At 61.8% G+C, this 15,605-nt stretch carries 18 protein-coding genes; 10 read left to right on the top strand and 8 right to left on the bottom strand.

Annotation, left to right across the window (positions count from 1 at the left end):
- The first annotated feature begins 200 nt into the window (after positions 1-200).
- From BRA62_RS04150 to BRA62_RS04135, 4 genes are all read left to right on the top strand, one after another.
- Positions 201-854, top strand: a complete 654-nt coding sequence (locus BRA62_RS04150) for a PGF-CTERM sorting domain-containing protein (RefSeq protein WP_292365044.1) — start codon at positions 201-203, stop codon at positions 852-854.
- A gap of 280 nt (positions 855-1,134) precedes the next feature.
- The gene (locus BRA62_RS04145; RefSeq protein ID WP_292365043.1) at positions 1,135-2,118 is read left to right on the top strand and encodes a proline iminopeptidase-family hydrolase; all 984 of its coding nucleotides are present in this window, start codon (positions 1,135-1,137) and stop codon (positions 2,116-2,118) included.
- Between the two features lie 140 nt (positions 2,119-2,258).
- Positions 2,259-2,468: a TOBE domain-containing protein gene (locus BRA62_RS04140; RefSeq protein WP_292365042.1), complete on the top strand. Its 210-nt coding sequence runs from the start codon at positions 2,259-2,261 to the stop codon at positions 2,466-2,468.
- 69 nt (positions 2,469-2,537) lie between these two features.
- The gene (locus tag BRA62_RS04135) at positions 2,538-3,080 is read left to right on the top strand and encodes a hypothetical protein (protein ID WP_292365040.1); all 543 of its coding nucleotides are present in this window, start codon (positions 2,538-2,540) and stop codon (positions 3,078-3,080) included.
- 454 nt (positions 3,081-3,534) lie between these two features.
- On the opposite strand, the gene BRA62_RS04130 is transcribed toward BRA62_RS04135, so the two are convergent.
- Positions 3,535-3,954, bottom strand: a complete 420-nt coding sequence (locus BRA62_RS04130; protein WP_292365039.1) for an SET domain-containing protein — start codon at positions 3,952-3,954, stop codon at positions 3,535-3,537.
- Positions 3,955-4,169: 215 nt separating this feature from the next.
- On the opposite strand from BRA62_RS04130, the gene BRA62_RS04125 reads away from it, so the two are divergent.
- Positions 4,170-5,081, top strand: coding sequence for an ABC transporter ATP-binding protein (locus BRA62_RS04125; RefSeq protein ID WP_292365045.1), 912 nt, complete (start codon positions 4,170-4,172; stop codon positions 5,079-5,081).
- A gap of 6 nt (positions 5,082-5,087) precedes the next feature.
- Positions 5,088-5,855, top strand: a complete 768-nt coding sequence (locus BRA62_RS04120) for an ABC transporter permease (protein ID WP_292365038.1) — start codon at positions 5,088-5,090, stop codon at positions 5,853-5,855.
- Positions 5,856-5,915: 60 nt separating this feature from the next.
- On the opposite strand, the gene BRA62_RS04115 is transcribed toward BRA62_RS04120, so the two are convergent.
- Both BRA62_RS04115 and BRA62_RS04110 read right to left on the bottom strand, forming a co-directional pair.
- On the bottom strand, positions 5,916-6,092 hold the full coding sequence (locus tag BRA62_RS04115; protein ID WP_214020387.1) for a CxxC-x17-CxxC domain-containing protein: 177 nt from the start codon (positions 6,090-6,092) through the stop codon (positions 5,916-5,918).
- Between the two features lie 42 nt (positions 6,093-6,134).
- On the bottom strand, positions 6,135-6,311 hold the full coding sequence (locus tag BRA62_RS04110) for a CxxC-x17-CxxC domain-containing protein (protein ID WP_292365036.1): 177 nt from the start codon (positions 6,309-6,311) through the stop codon (positions 6,135-6,137).
- 346 nt (positions 6,312-6,657) lie between these two features.
- Here BRA62_RS04110 and BRA62_RS04105 point away from each other — a divergent pair, with 346 nt between their 5' ends.
- The 4 genes from BRA62_RS04105 to BRA62_RS04090 all read left to right on the top strand — a co-directional run bounded on the left by BRA62_RS04105 (position 6,658) and on the right by BRA62_RS04090 (position 10,414).
- Positions 6,658-7,269 (top strand): class I SAM-dependent methyltransferase, encoded by a 612-nt coding sequence (locus tag BRA62_RS04105; RefSeq protein WP_292365035.1) that lies wholly within the window; start codon positions 6,658-6,660, stop codon positions 7,267-7,269.
- Positions 7,270-7,350: 81 nt separating this feature from the next.
- Positions 7,351-8,559: a hypothetical protein gene (locus BRA62_RS04100; protein WP_292365034.1), complete on the top strand. Its 1,209-nt coding sequence runs from the start codon at positions 7,351-7,353 to the stop codon at positions 8,557-8,559.
- Positions 8,560-8,614: 55 nt separating this feature from the next.
- Positions 8,615-9,526, top strand: a complete 912-nt coding sequence (gene nifB / locus BRA62_RS04095) for a nitrogenase cofactor biosynthesis protein NifB (RefSeq protein ID WP_292365033.1) — start codon at positions 8,615-8,617, stop codon at positions 9,524-9,526.
- Between the two features lie 33 nt (positions 9,527-9,559).
- The gene (locus BRA62_RS04090; RefSeq protein ID WP_292365032.1) at positions 9,560-10,414 is read left to right on the top strand and encodes a DNA-3-methyladenine glycosylase family protein; all 855 of its coding nucleotides are present in this window, start codon (positions 9,560-9,562) and stop codon (positions 10,412-10,414) included.
- A gap of 41 nt (positions 10,415-10,455) precedes the next feature.
- On the opposite strand, the gene BRA62_RS04085 is transcribed toward BRA62_RS04090, so the two are convergent.
- The 5 genes from BRA62_RS04085 to BRA62_RS04065 form a co-directional block, all read right to left on the bottom strand.
- Positions 10,456-11,169, bottom strand: a complete 714-nt coding sequence (locus BRA62_RS04085; RefSeq protein ID WP_292365031.1) for an ABC transporter ATP-binding protein — start codon at positions 11,167-11,169, stop codon at positions 10,456-10,458.
- Complete coding sequence (locus BRA62_RS04080; protein WP_292365030.1) at positions 11,169-12,011, bottom strand: ABC transporter permease; 843 nt, start codon at positions 12,009-12,011, stop codon at positions 11,169-11,171. Before BRA62_RS04080 ends, BRA62_RS04085 begins: the two co-directional genes overlap by 1 nt.
- On the bottom strand, positions 11,980-12,807 hold the full coding sequence (gene modA / locus BRA62_RS04075) for a molybdate ABC transporter substrate-binding protein (RefSeq protein ID WP_292365029.1): 828 nt from the start codon (positions 12,805-12,807) through the stop codon (positions 11,980-11,982). The genes BRA62_RS04080 and modA overlap by 32 nt, the downstream gene beginning before the upstream one ends.
- A gap of 381 nt (positions 12,808-13,188) precedes the next feature.
- A complete protein-coding gene (locus BRA62_RS04070) occupies positions 13,189-13,470 on the bottom strand; it encodes a hypothetical protein (RefSeq protein WP_292365028.1) in 282 nt (93 codons plus the stop codon).
- Positions 13,471-14,134: 664 nt separating this feature from the next.
- Positions 14,135-15,361 carry an adenosylhomocysteinase gene (locus tag BRA62_RS04065; protein WP_292365027.1) on the bottom strand — a complete coding sequence of 409 codons (1,227 nt, stop codon included), beginning with the start codon at positions 15,359-15,361 and terminating at the stop codon, positions 14,135-14,137.
- Between the last annotated feature and the right edge of the window lie 244 nt (positions 15,362-15,605).

Genomic DNA, 15,605 nt, shown 5'->3' with positions numbered 1-15,605 from the left:
GAGGGTTTCAACAGAGCCCGATAAATTAACTTTGTGATACTATTCAGGCAAAGGAGTCAAGATACCTCAATCAATTCAATCCACCTGAGTCTTTGTGTCCAAACTTCGGCACTTCAAAGATAATAGAGATTTATTTTAGCCGAATATCCTAGAGAGTCGATAAGAAAGCCATATATAATCTTTAAGTCGACGCCTCTCTTATGAGAGCAAAAATATCAATCCTGTGTCTTTTAATTGTATTTTTGGTGCTGTCTTGTGGCTGCTTTACTCTTGAAGTCCACACAAAAGTAAACCCGGATGCTACGCTGAGTTCATATTCATACGACCTCACGACGAGTCAATTTGTGTATAATGCCCTTAAGGAGAACGCAAAAGAACAGGGTTATTCGTCATTAAGGGAGTCAATGACAGCGAATGCTGAGCCAGGGACTTATAAATATAATGAAATTTGGGACAGGGATACTGTTACGATCAGTATAGCCAGTACGCAACCAATGCAATCAACGGACCCTGAAAAATGGCAAATCAAAAAAGAAACCGGTTATATGATTTACAATGATAAAAGGCTCTTATCTGACGAAACTATTGAGGATTCTAACGAATTTACTGAAGCAATGCTAAGTAGTGCCGGTGTTCACTACTATCTCGAGATGCCCGGCAAAATTATTGACACAAATGCGAATGTAGTGGATGAGAATAAAGCAGAGTGGCATTTGACCGGATCAGAAGTGTTTACAACGGAGATCTATGCTAAAAGTGAAGTGCCGGCATTTGCATTACCCGGATTTGGCGCATTGATTGCACTTATCGGGCTGATTTGTGCAACCTTATTGTTAATACGAAAGAGAGTATGAAAAAATAATGGATCTATAGAGCCATTACCCATTTTTTAGCGGTATATGCGATTAACTCCCATCTTCGAGACAAATGGAGATCGCTGGACTCTATTAAAATAGCAGTTCCAAACAGCACGAAGCCCGCCGCCTCCGTTCCCCCGTCCACATTCCACAATATTCTAAACCCGCTCAAGACAGACAATATACCTGGCATGCGCTACCGGAGGCCCCCGAAACCCCCTTCCGGCCGTGCATTCAGGGTTCGACCATGCCGGACAACAGGTCACGGGGATATCTCATGTTACTCATCTTTCTCACAGTTGCAGCAGTGCTGCTCGCGCTCTGCACCACAACAGGCGGAACGGACGAGACGTCAGGCGTCTCAATAACGAAATCCGACGGCGACACCCACGAGGGTTACATCAACGTCACCGGCGGCAGGGTCTGGTTCCGCATCGTCGGTGCCGACAGTCCCGGAACGCCCCTCTTGGTCCTCCACGGGGGACCGGGGGCGACCCACGACTACCTCGAGCCGCTCGCGGCCCTCGCGGACGAGCGGCCGGTCGTCTTCTACGACCAGCTCGGGTGCGGGAACTCCGACCGGCCCGACGACCCCGCTCTCTGGACGGTGGTACGCTACGTCGCGGAGGTCGGCGAGGTCCGCCAGGCGCTCGGACTCGACCGGGTGCACCTCCTCGGGCAGTCCTGGGGAGGGGCACTTGCGGTCGAATACGTGCTCTCCGCAAATCCCGACGGCGTCGAGAGCCTGATCCTCTCCGCGCCGCTGCTGGACGCCGACCGGTGGGTGGCCGACCAGCGGGCAAACCTCGCGGCGTTCCCCGAAGAGATGCAGGAGGCTGTCCGGGAGGCGGAGGCGGCCGGGAACTTCGACTCGCCGGAGTACCAGGAAGCCATGGCGGCGTACTACGCCCGGCACGTCTGCCGGACGGACCCCTGGCCCGAATGCCTGAACAGGACGTTCGAGAAGATCTCCCTGCCGGTCTACCTCGGGATGTGGGGGCCGAGCGAGTTCACCTGCACGGGATCCCTCCGGACGTTCAACGTCACCGGCCGGCTCGCCGAGATCCCGGTCCCGGTGCTCTTCACCTGCGGGGAGCACGACGAGGCATCGCCCGCGACCATGGCGTACTTCCGGAGCCAGGTGCCGGGATCGGAACTCAAGGTCTTTAAAGGCGCCTCGCACGAGCACCACCTCGAAGAGACCGACGCCTATCTCGCGGCCGTGCGGGACTTTCTACGTCGGATCGATGCGGCACGGTGACCCGGGGCAGGCAAACCCACTTTTTTGCGCCCAAAAAACACCCGCACTCCCGCCTGCAGGGAGAGAATGCGCACGACGCCGGTCTTTCGGGCATCGAAACCTATATTGCCCGGCGAGCCGGACTGCCGCCGCGGTGCATCATGAAGTTAAGTGCAAGGAACCAGCTTCCCGGAAAAGTAAAGGCCCTGAACGTGGGCATCGTCACCGCCGAGGTCGTCGTCGCACTGGACGGCGGCGGCGAGCTCACCTCGATCATCACCAAAAAGGCCATGGAGAACCTCGAGATTGCCGTCGGCAAGAAGGTCTATGCCGTGGTCAAGTCGACCGAGGTCATGGTCGCCACCGACTGAGGAACATTCATCCTTTTTATCTCGGGCAGGCCGGCAACGCTTAAATATGCCGGCAACCGTTTTGCCGACATGCCCACGCGGGAACGCCGGGGTACCGGCGCCACGATACGGGAATACTCCCCCCTGCTGATCGCGGTCCTCATCTGCGTCGTGCTCACCGGCACCGCCATCGCCTACGCCCTCCTCATGGACTGGGGCACACCTCCCCCCGGGCAGACCGCTCCGCTCCCGCCCCCGGCCGGAACGCCGGGAACGCCGGTGACGACGGGAGCCACGGTGCAGGTCGTGTCCCGCTCGTTCTCCATCAGCGTCACGCCCGCATCCGCCACGGTTCGGCCCGGCGACACCGTCAGGTTCACCCTCACGGTGCATCCCGAAGGCGGCTTTTCCGCACCCGTCGAGGTCAAGGTCTCCGCTACGGCGCTCGGGGGCGTGTACCGCGACAACCACGACCTCGGCACGGTCTCCCCGCCCTACCCGCCGCTCACGTACGAGGTCACGGCGCCCGACCTCCCGCCCCTCGTCTCCACCGCAACCGTGGACGCCACGGTGACGGCGACCGGAGGGGGCACCGTGCGGACAGAACAGGTGCAGCTGGTCATCCGGCGATAAAACGCCGGCACGGTATGCCGGCCGAAACGGCCTTTGCAGGGGGATCGCGGGATGTCCCGGGCAATATCCCCGCTATCACATCCCCGCGTTCCGGATGCCCAGGCGTGATCTCCCGAAATTGTCCTCGAATCTCTGAAGATCCTCCAAATTGAAGGGCATTTTTGAGCCGCCCGCAGGGCCGGCAGGACGGTTACAGGGGTCGGCAGACATTACGGGCGATCGATAGAATCTCTATGATCTATAGAGATTATCGCAAACCCCTTGATTTCCACTGGAGATCCTGGCGCGCACCCTATAGCGGTCCGGCGGGTCTGAGGCGCTGCCTCCACCCCCGGTTCCCGGTACCGATAAACGCCGCACCGCCCCCGGCAGCAATCGCAACCGGACGGTGCCGGAGGAGCGAACCGCCGCGGCTCCGGGCGTTATTAAGAAGGGTTTTACAGGTGGAGAAGAGTTACTCCTCCGCCGCATCGAACCAGACGGGGTCGGGGCAGTCTGGCCGGCCGCCGTAGTTGATCGTGATCTCCTCGCCCCGCCGGATGGCACGGTGGGCCAGGATGCGGATCTCGCCCCGGAGAACGTCGCAGACGTGGTCCGCGTTCGCGTGGCGGGAGTGGTTGTAGAGCGACCCGTAGCCGAGCGCCACGGCGGCGAAGTCCCCCCATTCGAAGTAGTAGTCGAAGAGGCGCGTCTTATCGAGGAGTTCCTGCTCGTCCGCTCCCCCGAGCACGATCACCGGGCAGACCTCGATCACCTCGCCGGCAAAAAGATCCCTGCGGGCGAAGACTCCCCGGCCACGGCGTTTCGATGAGCCGACATACACGGTCTCTGGGGGGTAGACGGCCCTCCCCGTCTTCACAGCACTATCGGTCATGGTATCGCTGCAACTCACAGGGGTGGGCTTCCTCCGGGCAAAAAAGGATACGGCCCCTCCGCCCTGAGAGATGGAAACTCCGGCCGGATATTCCGGAAAGTCCAGCACAAAGCCGCCTGCGCGGATGAAGGGGTCCGCTCCTCCCGGAGCGGGAGGAGCAAGCGAAAGGATGTTGTATTCTCACGACCCCACTGACTCATCAGGAGGAAGAAACAATCGGGGATGTCATCGTAGCACGCGATCTGGAGAAACGGTTCGAAGACCTCGTCGCGGTCGACCGTATCGCCTTCCGGGTCAGGGAAGGAGAGGTCTTCGGGTTTCTCGGACCGAACGGGGCGGGGAAGACGACGACCATGAAGATGATCCAGTGCATCTCCCCAAAGACCGGCGGCACCCTGGAGGTCCTCGGCATGGACGTGGAGACCCGCCAGCGCCAGATCAAGAGCCGGCTCGGCGTGGTGCCGCAGGAGACCAACCTCGACCCGGACTTCTCGGCCTACCGGAACCTGCTGGTCTACGCCCGCTACTTCGGCATCCCGCAGCGGGAAGCGGAGAGGAGGGCAAAAGATCTCCTCGCGTTCATGCAGCTCGATGAGAAGCGGGACGTCCTGATCGACAAACTCTCGGGCGGGATGAAACGGCGGCTGATCATAGCCCGGGCGCTCGTCAACGAACCGGAACTGCTCATCCTCGACGAGCCCACCATCGGGCTCGACCCGCAGGCGCGGCACCTGATCTGGGAGAAACTCCGGAGCCTCCGGGCCGAAGGAAACACCCTCGTCCTCACCACGCACTACCTTGACGAAGCGGAACGCCTCTGCGACCGGCTGGTGATCATGGACCACGGGAAGATCCTCGTCGAGGGCGCCCCGGCGGACCTCATCCGGGAGCACGCGGGAAACGACGTCGTCGAGGTCGAGCGGACAAAAAAGGCAGTCGCCCGCCTCGACGACCTCGGCGTGAACTACGATCTCGCTGGCGACGTGCTCCAGATCTTCACGGACCGTCCTAACGACGTGGCACGCGAACTCCTCGAGGTCTGCCGGCACGAGGCGGCGGTGACGGTCCGGCCGGCAACCCTCGAGGACGTCTTCCTGCGGCTGACCGGCCGGAGCCTGCGGGAGTGAGCGAGGATGATCGACATCACCGCGAGGGTGCAAAGCGTCTGGCGGAGGAACTGGGACGCCTTCCTCAGGACCTACCGGGTAAACTTCATCCCGCCCTTCGTCGAGCCGGTCCTCTACCTCCTTGCCCTGGGGTTCGGGCTCGGGACGTATATCGAGGCGGTCGACGGGATACCCTACCCCGTCTTCATCGCACCGGCCCTCGTCTCGATATCGGTGATGTACTCGGCCTTCTTCGAGTGCACCTACTCATCGTTCGTCCGGATGTACTACCAGAAGACGTTCGATGCCATCATCGCGACACCGGTCAGCATCGACGAGGTGATCGCCGGGGAGATGCTCTGGGGCGCCACCCGGGGGATGATCTACGCCACGCTGATGCTCCCGGTGCTCCTCCTCTTCGGCGTCGTCGCCATGCCCTCGTCCCTGCTCCTCATCCCCTTCGCGTTCCTTGCAGGCCTCCTCTTTGCAGGCATCGCGATGTGTTTCACGGCGATAACACCGAGCATCGACGCACTGAACTACCCGTCATTCCTCTTCATCACCCCGATGTTCCTCTTCTCGGGGACGTTCTTCCCCCTCGACCTCTTACCGCAGCCAATCCAGTACTTCGCCCTCGCGGCTCTCCCGCTCACGCACGTCGTCGCCATCAACCGGGCGATCACGCTCCCGGCGTTTGCGCCGCTGAATCTCTTCAGCCTCGCCTGGATTGTGGTGGCGGCCGTCTTCTTCTTCGTCCTCGCCATCAGGCTGATGAGAAGGCGGCTTATCGTGTGACCGAATTGTGGGGGCTTCAGGCTATTCGCTCAAACAGCGCATCCTTTGTGCAAAAAAAGGTTAGAATCTGGGTTTTCTGTACTTCGGAAGGCAGTCGCGGCAATAGACGGGCCTGCCCTCGGTCGGCTTGAACGGAACTTCACACTCTTTGCCGCAGTCGGAACAGACTGCCTTGTGGAACTCGCGGGGACGGTCCTGGAACGATCTGGGACCCCTGCGCGGATATCTCTCTTCCATCGGAATTTCACTCACTTTAGAAATTTTATTCGCACGAACTACTCAATACCGGGGTTTCCTGTGCTTCGGGAGGCAGTCGAGGCAGTAGACCGGCCGACCCTCCGTTGGCTTGAACGGAACTTCACACTCTTTGCCGCAGTCGGAACAGACTGCCTTGTGGAACTCGCGGGGACGGTCCTCAAACGATCTGGGACCCCTGCGGGGATATCTCTCTTCCATTTACTTCAACCATGCAGATAGTCTGCACATACACAACTACCTGCCTGCATATATAAGTGCGTCTCCCGATCCCGGGAGAGCGGAACCTGCCCGGACTGCCCGCCCCCCGCCACGCACCGGACGGGGCAGGGCTCCGCTCCCCGGTGCGTGGCCCCCTCTCCGGGGGAGAAAATTTCCTCTGCAACGCGGCCGTTTATCGCCGCAGGAAGAGGTGTGACACAATGCTTTTATCGATACTATCCTACCGAATGATCATCCAACTATGGCACACGACACCCAATCTCTTTTGCAGCCCGGCACAGCGCTGGTCCTGTTCCGGAAACGGGACCGGGGGGAGTGACACGGCATGACCGAGGATATCCACGCAGACGATCCCCCCGATAGCAGGCGCGGGGGAAAAAGCCGGGACAGGAGGACAATCGGTCCGGTCCCGAACCTTGAAGAGCACGTGAAATCCGACTGGTGGAGAGGCATCTTCAACCGCCTCTACTTAAAGACCGATGGCGACGTCGTCGACGACCCCCGGATCACCGAAAGAGAGATCGACCGGATCGTCCGGGTCCTGCACCTCCAGCCCGACGAGAAGATCCTCGACCTCTGCTGCGGCCAGGGCAGGCACACCCTCGAACTCGCGCGCAGGGGCTATAACGCCGAAGGCCTCGACCAGTCGCACTACCTGATCCAGCGGGCGCGGTCGACCGCGAAGAAGGAGGGCCTCTCCGTCCGGTTCCGGGAAGGAGACGCACGCCGGCTCCCGTACCGCACCGACACTTACGACGCCGTCCTCGTCCTCGGGAACAGTTTCGGCTACTTCGACTTCGTCGAGGAAGACCTGCGGATCCTCACCGAACTCCGGCGCATCCTCAAAGCCGCGGAGGAGCGGTTCGGCATGGAGCCGGATACGCGGGAGACCGGCAAAGAACCGCTCCCGTTCGACCTCGGCCGGCAGGCGGCCTGACCCGGCCACTTTTTTCGGCGAGCGGGAACGATCCGATCCTCGCGAACGCATTTATTCCAAAAAGGCCATTGTCTCCCGCAGATGCCGGTGCCAGAGAGAGATCCTGCCTTCGCGAGGTACGCCCGGGAGGCCGGGGGGCTCGCAAGAGACGTGGAGGACGAGATCGCGCGCGAAGAGCAGCGGCAATCGGCCCTTCTCGCCTGTGACGGCCGGCCCCACGCCACCGGACTCTTCATCCTCGCCGCGGTCCTCGCAAACCTCCTCTTCCTGCTCTTCCTCCCCCGGTACATGCTCTACTGGATCGCATCGAGTTTCGTCCTCTACATGGTGAATCCTTTCATCCTGATGATCCCGACCGGGAGTCCAGAGGCGGCTCTCCCGGACTGGAAGGCAATCAGGGAGTTTATCGGGTCGATCCGCGGTGCGGGGCGGATAACCTTTCTGGCGATCGGAGACGCGAGGGTATACTGGAAGGTCTTCTGGGACACCTTCTTCATCAACTGCCAGCCCCTCGCCGCCGGGTTCGGGCTGATATTCGGTATCAACGTCATTTTCGCACTCTTCAGCGGGTATATGGCGGGATCACTCGGGCCCGGGGCGGCGGCACTGATCACGCTCCAGTCCCTTGCAATCATCCTCTTCTATGCCGGCATCCTCTACGTCAGGCCCTACACGACGAGTTTCTTCCTCTCGCTCGACGGCATGTGGACGACCCTGCAGGAGAAGGTCCGGGCCGGGTGGCGGGCGGCGATGCGGGTCATCCTCCTCGTCGCCGCCCTGGGGGCCGCGAGCGGGGCTCTCGCCGTATCGGCGATGCTCCTCCCGGGGATGACGTTTTCGGCGTTCCTTGCCTCGGCCGACCTCGCCCTCGGATGGGACCTCCTGCCGCTCGCAGCCGTATTCGCATCGCAGGTCGTCATCGTCCGGTACCTGCAGGGGGCGTACAGCCGGGAACTCTTCCTGCAGGTAGGCGACTACAAGGTCCATGTCTGGCGGGACGGAATCCTGCGCCGGCTCGCCGCACTCCCGGAAACCCCGGAGGAGACCCCAACAGAGGAGCATCTTGCGGACCTCGTGACGGATCTTGCCCGGATGCAGGGCGACTACCGGCGGATGAAAGCATATACCTCGGAGTATCACAGCATATTCGGCTTCTTTCCGGTCTACCTCGTCCTGCCCGACCTCCGTCTTATCCTCGACCGGAACCGCGATGCACCCCGGAAATCCGGGCAGGAACCCGGCGGCGGGGTGCGCACGGAACCGGCCGACCGAACTTCGGGGTATGCATGAATGCCGGCCGGTACCCATCAGTATATAATATCCTCTGGCGCATAGATCATATCATATGGCCGACGAGTATCGGACCGCGACGGTCCAGGGCAGGGATGTTCCGTACGATCCGGAGCAGTTACGCAAGATCAGCGAGCACCCCTGCTACTCCGATAAAGCGTGCCACGCCTTCGGGCGGTGTCACGTCCCCGTCGCTCCGAAGTGCAACATCCAGTGCAATTACTGTATCCGGGACTTCGACTGCGTGAACGAGAGCCGGCCGGGTGTGACGAGCAGGGTTCTTTCGCCGGCGGAGGCGCTCGACCTCGTCAGGAACGTCGTCAAGGAGTACCCGTACGTGAAGGTGGTCGGCATCGCCGGGCCGGGCGAACCGCTCGCAAACCCCGAGACGTTCGAGGCCCTGCGGCTGATCCACGAGGAGTTCCCGCACCTGATCATGTGCATCAGCACGAATGGTCTTATGCTCCCCGAGTCGATCGAGGAACTCGCGAAGTACGACGTCGGGAACGTTACGGTCACGCTCAACGCTGTCGATCCTTCGATCGGGGAGAAGATCTACTCCTGGGTCGAGTACGACGGGAAGAAGTATCACGGGCGCGAAGCGGCGGAACTCCTCCTCTCCCAGCAACTGAAGGGGATCGAGATGGCGGTCGCAAAGAAGATGTTCGTCAAGATCAACACCGTCTACATCCCCGGGATCAACGACGAGCACATCCCCGAGATCGCAAAGAAGGTCGGGGAGATGGGAGCGTTCACCTTCAACGTCATCCCCCTCATCCCGCAGTACAAGTTCACCGGGATCACCCCTCCCACCCAGAAGGACAAGCGGGAGATGCAGGACCGGTGCGCCCCGTATATCAAGCAGATGCGCCACTGCGCACGCTGCCGGGCGGACGCGATCGGGAAGCTCGGCCAAGACGTTCAGTCCTGCGTCTATCAGCAGATGAAGGATGAGAAGGCAGAATAACCGACCCTTTTTTACCCGGCGGTGCCGCCGGCCATGACGACGATCGCACTCCAATCGGACCAGCCGTTCGACCTCGACCGGACGCTCTCATGCGGGCAGGCCTTCCGCTGGGAAAAAGCGGAGAGGTGGTGGCAGGGCGTCGCCGACGGCCGGGCCGTCCGGATACGGCAGGATGCAAGCCATCTCACGTTTGCCGGCGCGGATGCGGGGTTCGTCCGCGCCTACTTCCGGCTCGACCAGGACCTTCCCGCCATCCTCGCGTCCATCGACCGCGACCCGGAGATCGGCGCCGCGATCCGGAAGTGCAGGGGTCTGTGTCTCGTCAGGCAGCCGCCGTGGGAGTGCCTGGTCTCCTACCTCTGCGCCACGAACACGAACATCCCGGCGGTGAAGCGGCGGGTCGCGCTCATGGCTGAGCGCTACGGGAGGCCGATAGACGGACCCTTCGGGAGGACGTATGCATTCCCGGAGCCGGAGGCGCTCGCGGCGGCTTCACGGGCGGACCTGTGGGACTGCAAACTCGGCTACCGAACGGACTATGTCCGTGAAGCCGCCGATTATGTGGCGGAGCACCCGGACTGGGCGGAGCGGATCGCCGCCCTTCCCTTCGAGGACGCACGGCAGGCGCTGATGCGCTTTAAGGGCGTCGGGCCGAAGGCGGCAGACTGCGTGCTGCTCTTTGCGTTCGGGTTCTTCGAGGCGTTCCCGGTCGACGTCTGGATACGCCGGATCGTGGGGGAGGCCTACCTCTCCGACCTCGACGGGAGGAGTTGCACCCCGGCGGAGTACGAGCGGATCCGGCGGTTTGCACGGGACTACTTCGGAGAATATGCCGGGTATGCGCAGGAGTACTTCTACTGCGTGCGGGACGGGAACGGGCAGGAGTGAAAGAACCGGCAGAGGACTTCGGGTTGCGCCCCCTGAAACTTTCACCGCCCGGCAAAACTCGCTATAAACCCGTTCTCCCGCATCCCGAGCACCTCCTCCGGCGTCCCGTCGGCAGCCACCCTCCCCTCCTCGAGGAGGCAGAGGCGATCCCCGAGTTCGAGGGCGTCACGGAGGTTGTGGGTGACGACGATGCAGGGGATGCCGGCGTTCCGGATCCGGTCGCGGAGCTCTTTCCGCATCGCAGCCTGAGCCCGCATATCGACGGCGGCGAGCGGTTCATCGAGGAGGAGGAGTTCCGGGTCGAGCACCAGCGCCCGGGCGAGGGCAACCCGCTGCCGCTGCCCCCCCGAGAGCCGGCCGACGTTGACGTCCGCAAGGTCGGAGAGGTGCATCGCGGCGAGCTGTTTCGCCACGGTGAAGGCAACCTCCGGCCGCGTGACCTTACGGCACCGGAGGCCGAACGCCACGTTCTCGGAGACCGTCATGTGCGGGAAGAGGGCGTAGGACTGGAAGAGGTGGCCAATGCTCCGGTGTTCGGCAGGGACGTCGATCCGTTCCCCGCTCGAAAAGAGCGTCCTCTCACCCAGGGTGATCTCGCCACGGTCGGGCGGGAGGAGGCCGGAGATCAGGTTCAGCACCGTGGACTTGCCCGCCCCGTTCTCCCCGACCAGGACGAGGGTCTCGCCGCACCGAACCGAGAGCGTGACGTCGAGAACGAAATCCCGGAGTCTTCTAACGGCATGAACGGAGAGCATCAGATTCTCCTCCGGGTGACGACCTTCACTGCAGCGATCACCGCAAACGATATCACGACAAGGATGATCGCGAGGCTGATCGCGGCATCGAGGTCGCCCTGCATGGTCGTATAGATCGCAAGCGGCATCGTCTGGGTCCGGCCCTGGAAGTTCCCGGCAAACATGATCGTGGCGCCGAACTCCCCGAGCGCCCGGGCAAACGAGAGTATCGCCCCGGAGACGAGCCCGCTCCACGCAAGCGGGATGGTGATCCGGAGGGCGACGGTCGCGGGGGATGCCCCGAGGGTCCGTGCCGCATCCTCGTAGAGGCGGTCGACCGCCTCGAAACTCGCCCTCGCCTGCCGGATGTAGAACGGCGAGGCGACAAAGACCTGGGCCAGGACCACCGCGACCGTGGTGAAGGCGATGGAGATGCCGAACACATCGAGGTACTGCCCGACCACGCCCCGGCGGCCGAAGGCCATCAGCAGTGCTATGCCCGCCACCGCCGGCGGGAGGACGATGGGAAGGTCGGTGAGGGTATCGACAAGCGCCCTGCCCGGGTAGTCGCGCCGGGCGTTCACCAGGGCAAGCGGCGTCCCGAAGAGGACGACGATCGCCGTGCTCACCGTCGCGGTGACGAGCGAGAGGGAGAGAGCATCGAGCACCACCGGTTCGGCAAGCGAGCGGAGGAACGCTTCCAACGATATGCGCAGGAAGAGCGAGGCGACCGGCAGCGTGACGAAGAGGAGGAAGAGCGCAAGAAGGACGGCGATGAGGAGGGTGAGGGGCGCCACCCCCGACCGCACTCGGCCGCCGTGCCGGAGCACCTCACGTTCCTGCCGGAACCGGGTCGAATCCATATTCCGTCAGGATGGCGCTGCCGTCCGGACCCCGGACGAATGTTATGAACGACTCTGCCTCAGCCTTCTGCGACGACTCAGCAAGGATACCGAGCGGGTAGGTGGCCATGACGTTGTACTCCGCCGGGATCTCGATCCGCGTCACTTTGTCCAGGTCGTCCTTCGAGACGTCCGACTTGTAGACGAACGCCGCATCCGCCTCGCCGAGCGTCAGTTTGGGCACCACGGAACTCACCGCCGTCTCCTCGGAGATGACGTTCCCCATCACGGCCTCCCGGTACGCCTCGCCGTACGCGGGATCGGCAGCTAGTTTGTCGAGCACCTGGCGGGTGTAGGCCCCGAACGGAACGTCTTTGGTACCGATGACTATCTTAACGCCCGGCTCTGCCAGATCGGCGAGACCGGTGATCCCGGCCGGATTATCGACCGGGACGATCAGGGCCATGCTGTTCCCGAGGAACACCGCCACGGTGGCGTTGTCCATGATCCCGGCGTGCTGGAGGGCCTGCATGTGCTTTGTGCTTGCGGAGACGAAGATATCGGGACTTGCTCCCTGCTCGATCTGGGTGCGGAGCGCCTGCGAACCGTCGAAGACCAGGTCGACTTCGACGTTTTCGTTCTGTGCCTCGTAGGCTTTGCCGATATCCGTGAAGGCTCCCGTGAGCGATGCGGCCGTAAAGACGGTCAGGGTTGTCTGCTCGGGGGCTTGCTGCGTGGTCGTGCACCCTGCAACCAGGAGACCGGCGATGATCAGAATACTTACGGCAACAAAGGTTGCCGGGGTTGATGCTTTCATAATGACACCTTGCTCATAGGGGATTGCGGCCCGGGATATTTAATTTAGCTTATTTTTAGCCCATATAAATGATAATTGGTTTACACTCCCGACGAGTATAAAAATATGTGGTGTTACCGGCCGGGTGAGCGGCCCGGTCCGCAGGCAGGCTGCCGGCTGCCAAAACGAACGAAAAAAGGAGTTTGAGAAGGCCCTTCACGCCGATCGGACCCGAATGAAATCAGGTCTCCACACCCCATCCTGAGAGGCAGCCATACCCGGGATCGACTCTCTTCCGAAGGGCCCGCCGGGATAGTTCTTACGCGGAACGGCAGATCGACGAAGATGCTTCTGCAGCGCCCTATGACGATTGCGCGCAGGTTGAGCGGTGATGAGGCCGGATCAGGCACGCCGCCGCTTCACTTCATCCAGAAGCTCGCGACGGACGCCCTCGATCCGCTCGTTCACCATCCGGGCGAGGGGTTCTTCCCCGGAAACATCGTACTGCAAAGTCTCCCGGCGCCGCACCTCTTCAAGCGTCCTCGCCTTCGTCAGTTCCCCGATGACGGACTGCGCCATATTCGAGTACTCGCCGCTGTCGACCTTCTCCTTCAGCCACCGGTAGAGATGACCCGGCAGCCGCACACCCACCTGCTTGCCTGAGACGTTCTCGGGAGACTCCATCTTCCTATTCAGGTATCCCGGCAGGACAATTATATTATACCGTTTTTATTTTTTCGATGAGATACCACATGGTATCAATAGGTATCATTAAACGGTCGGGGCTCCCATAGAGGTGCATGAGACAGAACGGAGTGGTTGACCCGCACCAGCCGGAAAGCAGACTGAAGGCACGAAAGGGATGGGGTAGCACCTTCCCGGAGAAGAACAAACCCGCCGGGAACAGGGGGGGCTGGTGAGTGCACGTGTTAGATGAGACCCGGAAGACAACGCGCCCATCAGGAGATGCCGGTGATACCGGAGAGGACACACCTGCCCACTGCCCATTCTGCGGGTGCCGGGACCATATCAAGGACATCATTGCCGCCAACCCACGGATTCATACTGTCCATCAATGTCTCGAATGCGGCCGCTGGTTTGACGACCTGGGGCTGGCATGCCCCCGGTGCGGCTCCCCGGGGAACTCCTGGGGTATGTCGATGCTCCCGGGTGCGGCATGTATACGCAGTACCGCTGCTGCGAATGCGGCCACGGGTTCATAGTGCGAATGAATCGTGATGGAGACGCTTGTCAGACCTAACGGCGTATCGGTCCCGGCCTCTCCGTTTCTTCCCACCCCGGATCTTGCGCAGGGGTTCCCGTTACGGTGAAAAAAAGAGGTGGCGCTTTACGTCCCGATCGTCCAGCTGCTCATGTAGGTCTCCTGCTCGGGCGTCAGCCGGTCGATCGAGAGGCCGAGCGCGGCGAGTTTCAGCCGTGCCACCTCCTCGTCGATGGCTGACGGGACGTCGTGCACGCCGGGCGGGATTTCGCGGCCGCGCTTTGCAATGAACTCGGCGGAGAGCGCCTGGACGGCGAAACTCAGGTCCATGACCTCGACGGGGTGGCCCATGCCTTTGGGCGTCGCAAGGTTCACGAGCCTGCCCTCGGCAAGGACATGGACAGTCTTCCCGCCGAGCATGTAGGTGTCGATACCGTCGCGGTGGACGGTGGAGTCCGCGTGCGACGCGAGCCATTCGACGTCGATCTCCACGTTGAAGTGACCGGCGTTCGCAAGGATGGCCCCGTCCTTCAGGTTCGGGAAGTGCCTCTCCGTGATGATGCTCGTGTTCCCCGTGGTGGTGACGAAGATGTCGCCGAGGGGTGCCGCCTGGTCCATCGTCATGACATCGAACCCGTCCATGTGCGCCTGCAAGGCCCTCCTGGGATCGACCTCGGTCACGATGACACGGGCGCCGAGACTCCGTGCCTTCTGTGCGAGCCCCCGGCCGGAGTAGCCGTAGCCCGCGACGACGAACCGTTTGCCTGCGATGAGGACGTTTGTCGTGATCATGATCGATGCCAGCGAACTCTCCCCGGTGCCGTGGACGTTGTCGAAGAAGTGCTTCATCGGGGTATCGTTGACGGCGACGACCGGGAACGCGAGCGCCCCGTCCCGCGCCATCGCGCGGAGCCGGTGGATACCGGTCGTGGTCTCCTCGCACCCGCCGATGACCGAGTCCAGCAACTCCCGCCGTTCGGTGTGGATGCGGTAGATCAGGTCCATGCCGTCATCGATGGTGATCGCAGGGCGGGCGTCGAGAACCCGGTCGATGGCCGCGTAGTACTCCTCGACGCTGGCGCCCCGCCGGGCATAGGAGTGAATCCCTTCCCGGGTGTTGAGTGCCATCGATACGTCGTCCTGGGTCGAGAGGGGGTTGCATCCCGTGATGTGCACCTCGGCGCCGCCTGCCGCCAGGGTCTCGACGAGCACCGCAGTCTTTGCCTCGACGTGCAGGGCCATGCCGACAGTCATGCCGGAGAACGGCTTCTCCTCGACAAAACGCTTCCGAATGGACGAGAGTACCGGCATGTACTGCCGCGCCCACGCAATTTTTAGATCTCCAGACTCCATAAAAACCACCAGACCGGTTATCCCGCCCGGATATTCTCCGGTTTGCCTGTAAAGGTGTCTTTCGTGAGTACTTAAAAGTAGGGGAGCGGCACGGGCTCCAGGGGATCCGGTTCGCCCGTGCTTGTTCTCAACCCTGAGTTGCCGGACGGCCGCAGAGTGCACTCCCAGACTTTTCTTTTGTGTCAAGTGCTGGGACCGCTGAAACCATGAAGACTCCCCATACAGTGGACCGTGGGAGTATCGC

This window comes from Methanoculleus sp. UBA208, assembly GCF_002498065.1.
In the GTDB taxonomy this organism is placed as follows: Archaea; Halobacteriota; Methanomicrobia; order Methanomicrobiales; family Methanoculleaceae; genus Methanoculleus.
This window is presented reverse-complemented; position numbering and strand designations above follow the sequence as displayed.

Coding starts and splice junctions, on each gene's coding strand:
- BRA62_RS04150 (WP_292365044.1), top strand. CDS start 201: ATGAGAGCAAAAATATCAATCCTGTGTCTTTTAATTGTATTTTTGGTG.
- BRA62_RS04145 (WP_292365043.1), top strand. CDS start 1,135: ATGTTACTCATCTTTCTCACAGTTGCAGCAGTGCTGCTCGCGCTCTGC.
- BRA62_RS04140 (WP_292365042.1), top strand. CDS start 2,259: ATGAAGTTAAGTGCAAGGAACCAGCTTCCCGGAAAAGTAAAGGCCCTG.
- BRA62_RS04135 (WP_292365040.1), top strand. CDS start 2,538: ATGCCCACGCGGGAACGCCGGGGTACCGGCGCCACGATACGGGAATAC.
- BRA62_RS04130 (WP_292365039.1), bottom strand. CDS start 3,954: ATGACCGATAGTGCTGTGAAGACGGGGAGGGCCGTCTACCCCCCAGAG.
- BRA62_RS04120 (WP_292365038.1), top strand. CDS start 5,088: ATGATCGACATCACCGCGAGGGTGCAAAGCGTCTGGCGGAGGAACTGG.
- BRA62_RS04115 (WP_214020387.1), bottom strand. CDS start 6,092: ATGGAAGAGAGATATCCGCGCAGGGGTCCCAGATCGTTCCAGGACCGT.
- BRA62_RS04110 (WP_292365036.1), bottom strand. CDS start 6,311: ATGGAAGAGAGATATCCCCGCAGGGGTCCCAGATCGTTTGAGGACCGT.
- BRA62_RS04105 (WP_292365035.1), top strand. CDS start 6,658: ATGACCGAGGATATCCACGCAGACGATCCCCCCGATAGCAGGCGCGGG.
- BRA62_RS04100 (WP_292365034.1), top strand. CDS start 7,351: ATGCCGGTGCCAGAGAGAGATCCTGCCTTCGCGAGGTACGCCCGGGAG.
- nifB (WP_292365033.1), top strand. CDS start 8,615: ATGGCCGACGAGTATCGGACCGCGACGGTCCAGGGCAGGGATGTTCCG.
- BRA62_RS04090 (WP_292365032.1), top strand. CDS start 9,560: ATGACGACGATCGCACTCCAATCGGACCAGCCGTTCGACCTCGACCGG.
- BRA62_RS04085 (WP_292365031.1), bottom strand. CDS start 11,169: ATGCTCTCCGTTCATGCCGTTAGAAGACTCCGGGATTTCGTTCTCGAC.
- BRA62_RS04080 (WP_292365030.1), bottom strand. CDS start 12,011: ATGGATTCGACCCGGTTCCGGCAGGAACGTGAGGTGCTCCGGCACGGC.
- modA (WP_292365029.1), bottom strand. CDS start 12,807: ATGAAAGCATCAACCCCGGCAACCTTTGTTGCCGTAAGTATTCTGATC.
- BRA62_RS04070 (WP_292365028.1), bottom strand. CDS start 13,470: ATGGAGTCTCCCGAGAACGTCTCAGGCAAGCAGGTGGGTGTGCGGCTG.
- BRA62_RS04065 (WP_292365027.1), bottom strand. CDS start 15,361: ATGGAGTCTGGAGATCTAAAAATTGCGTGGGCGCGGCAGTACATGCCG.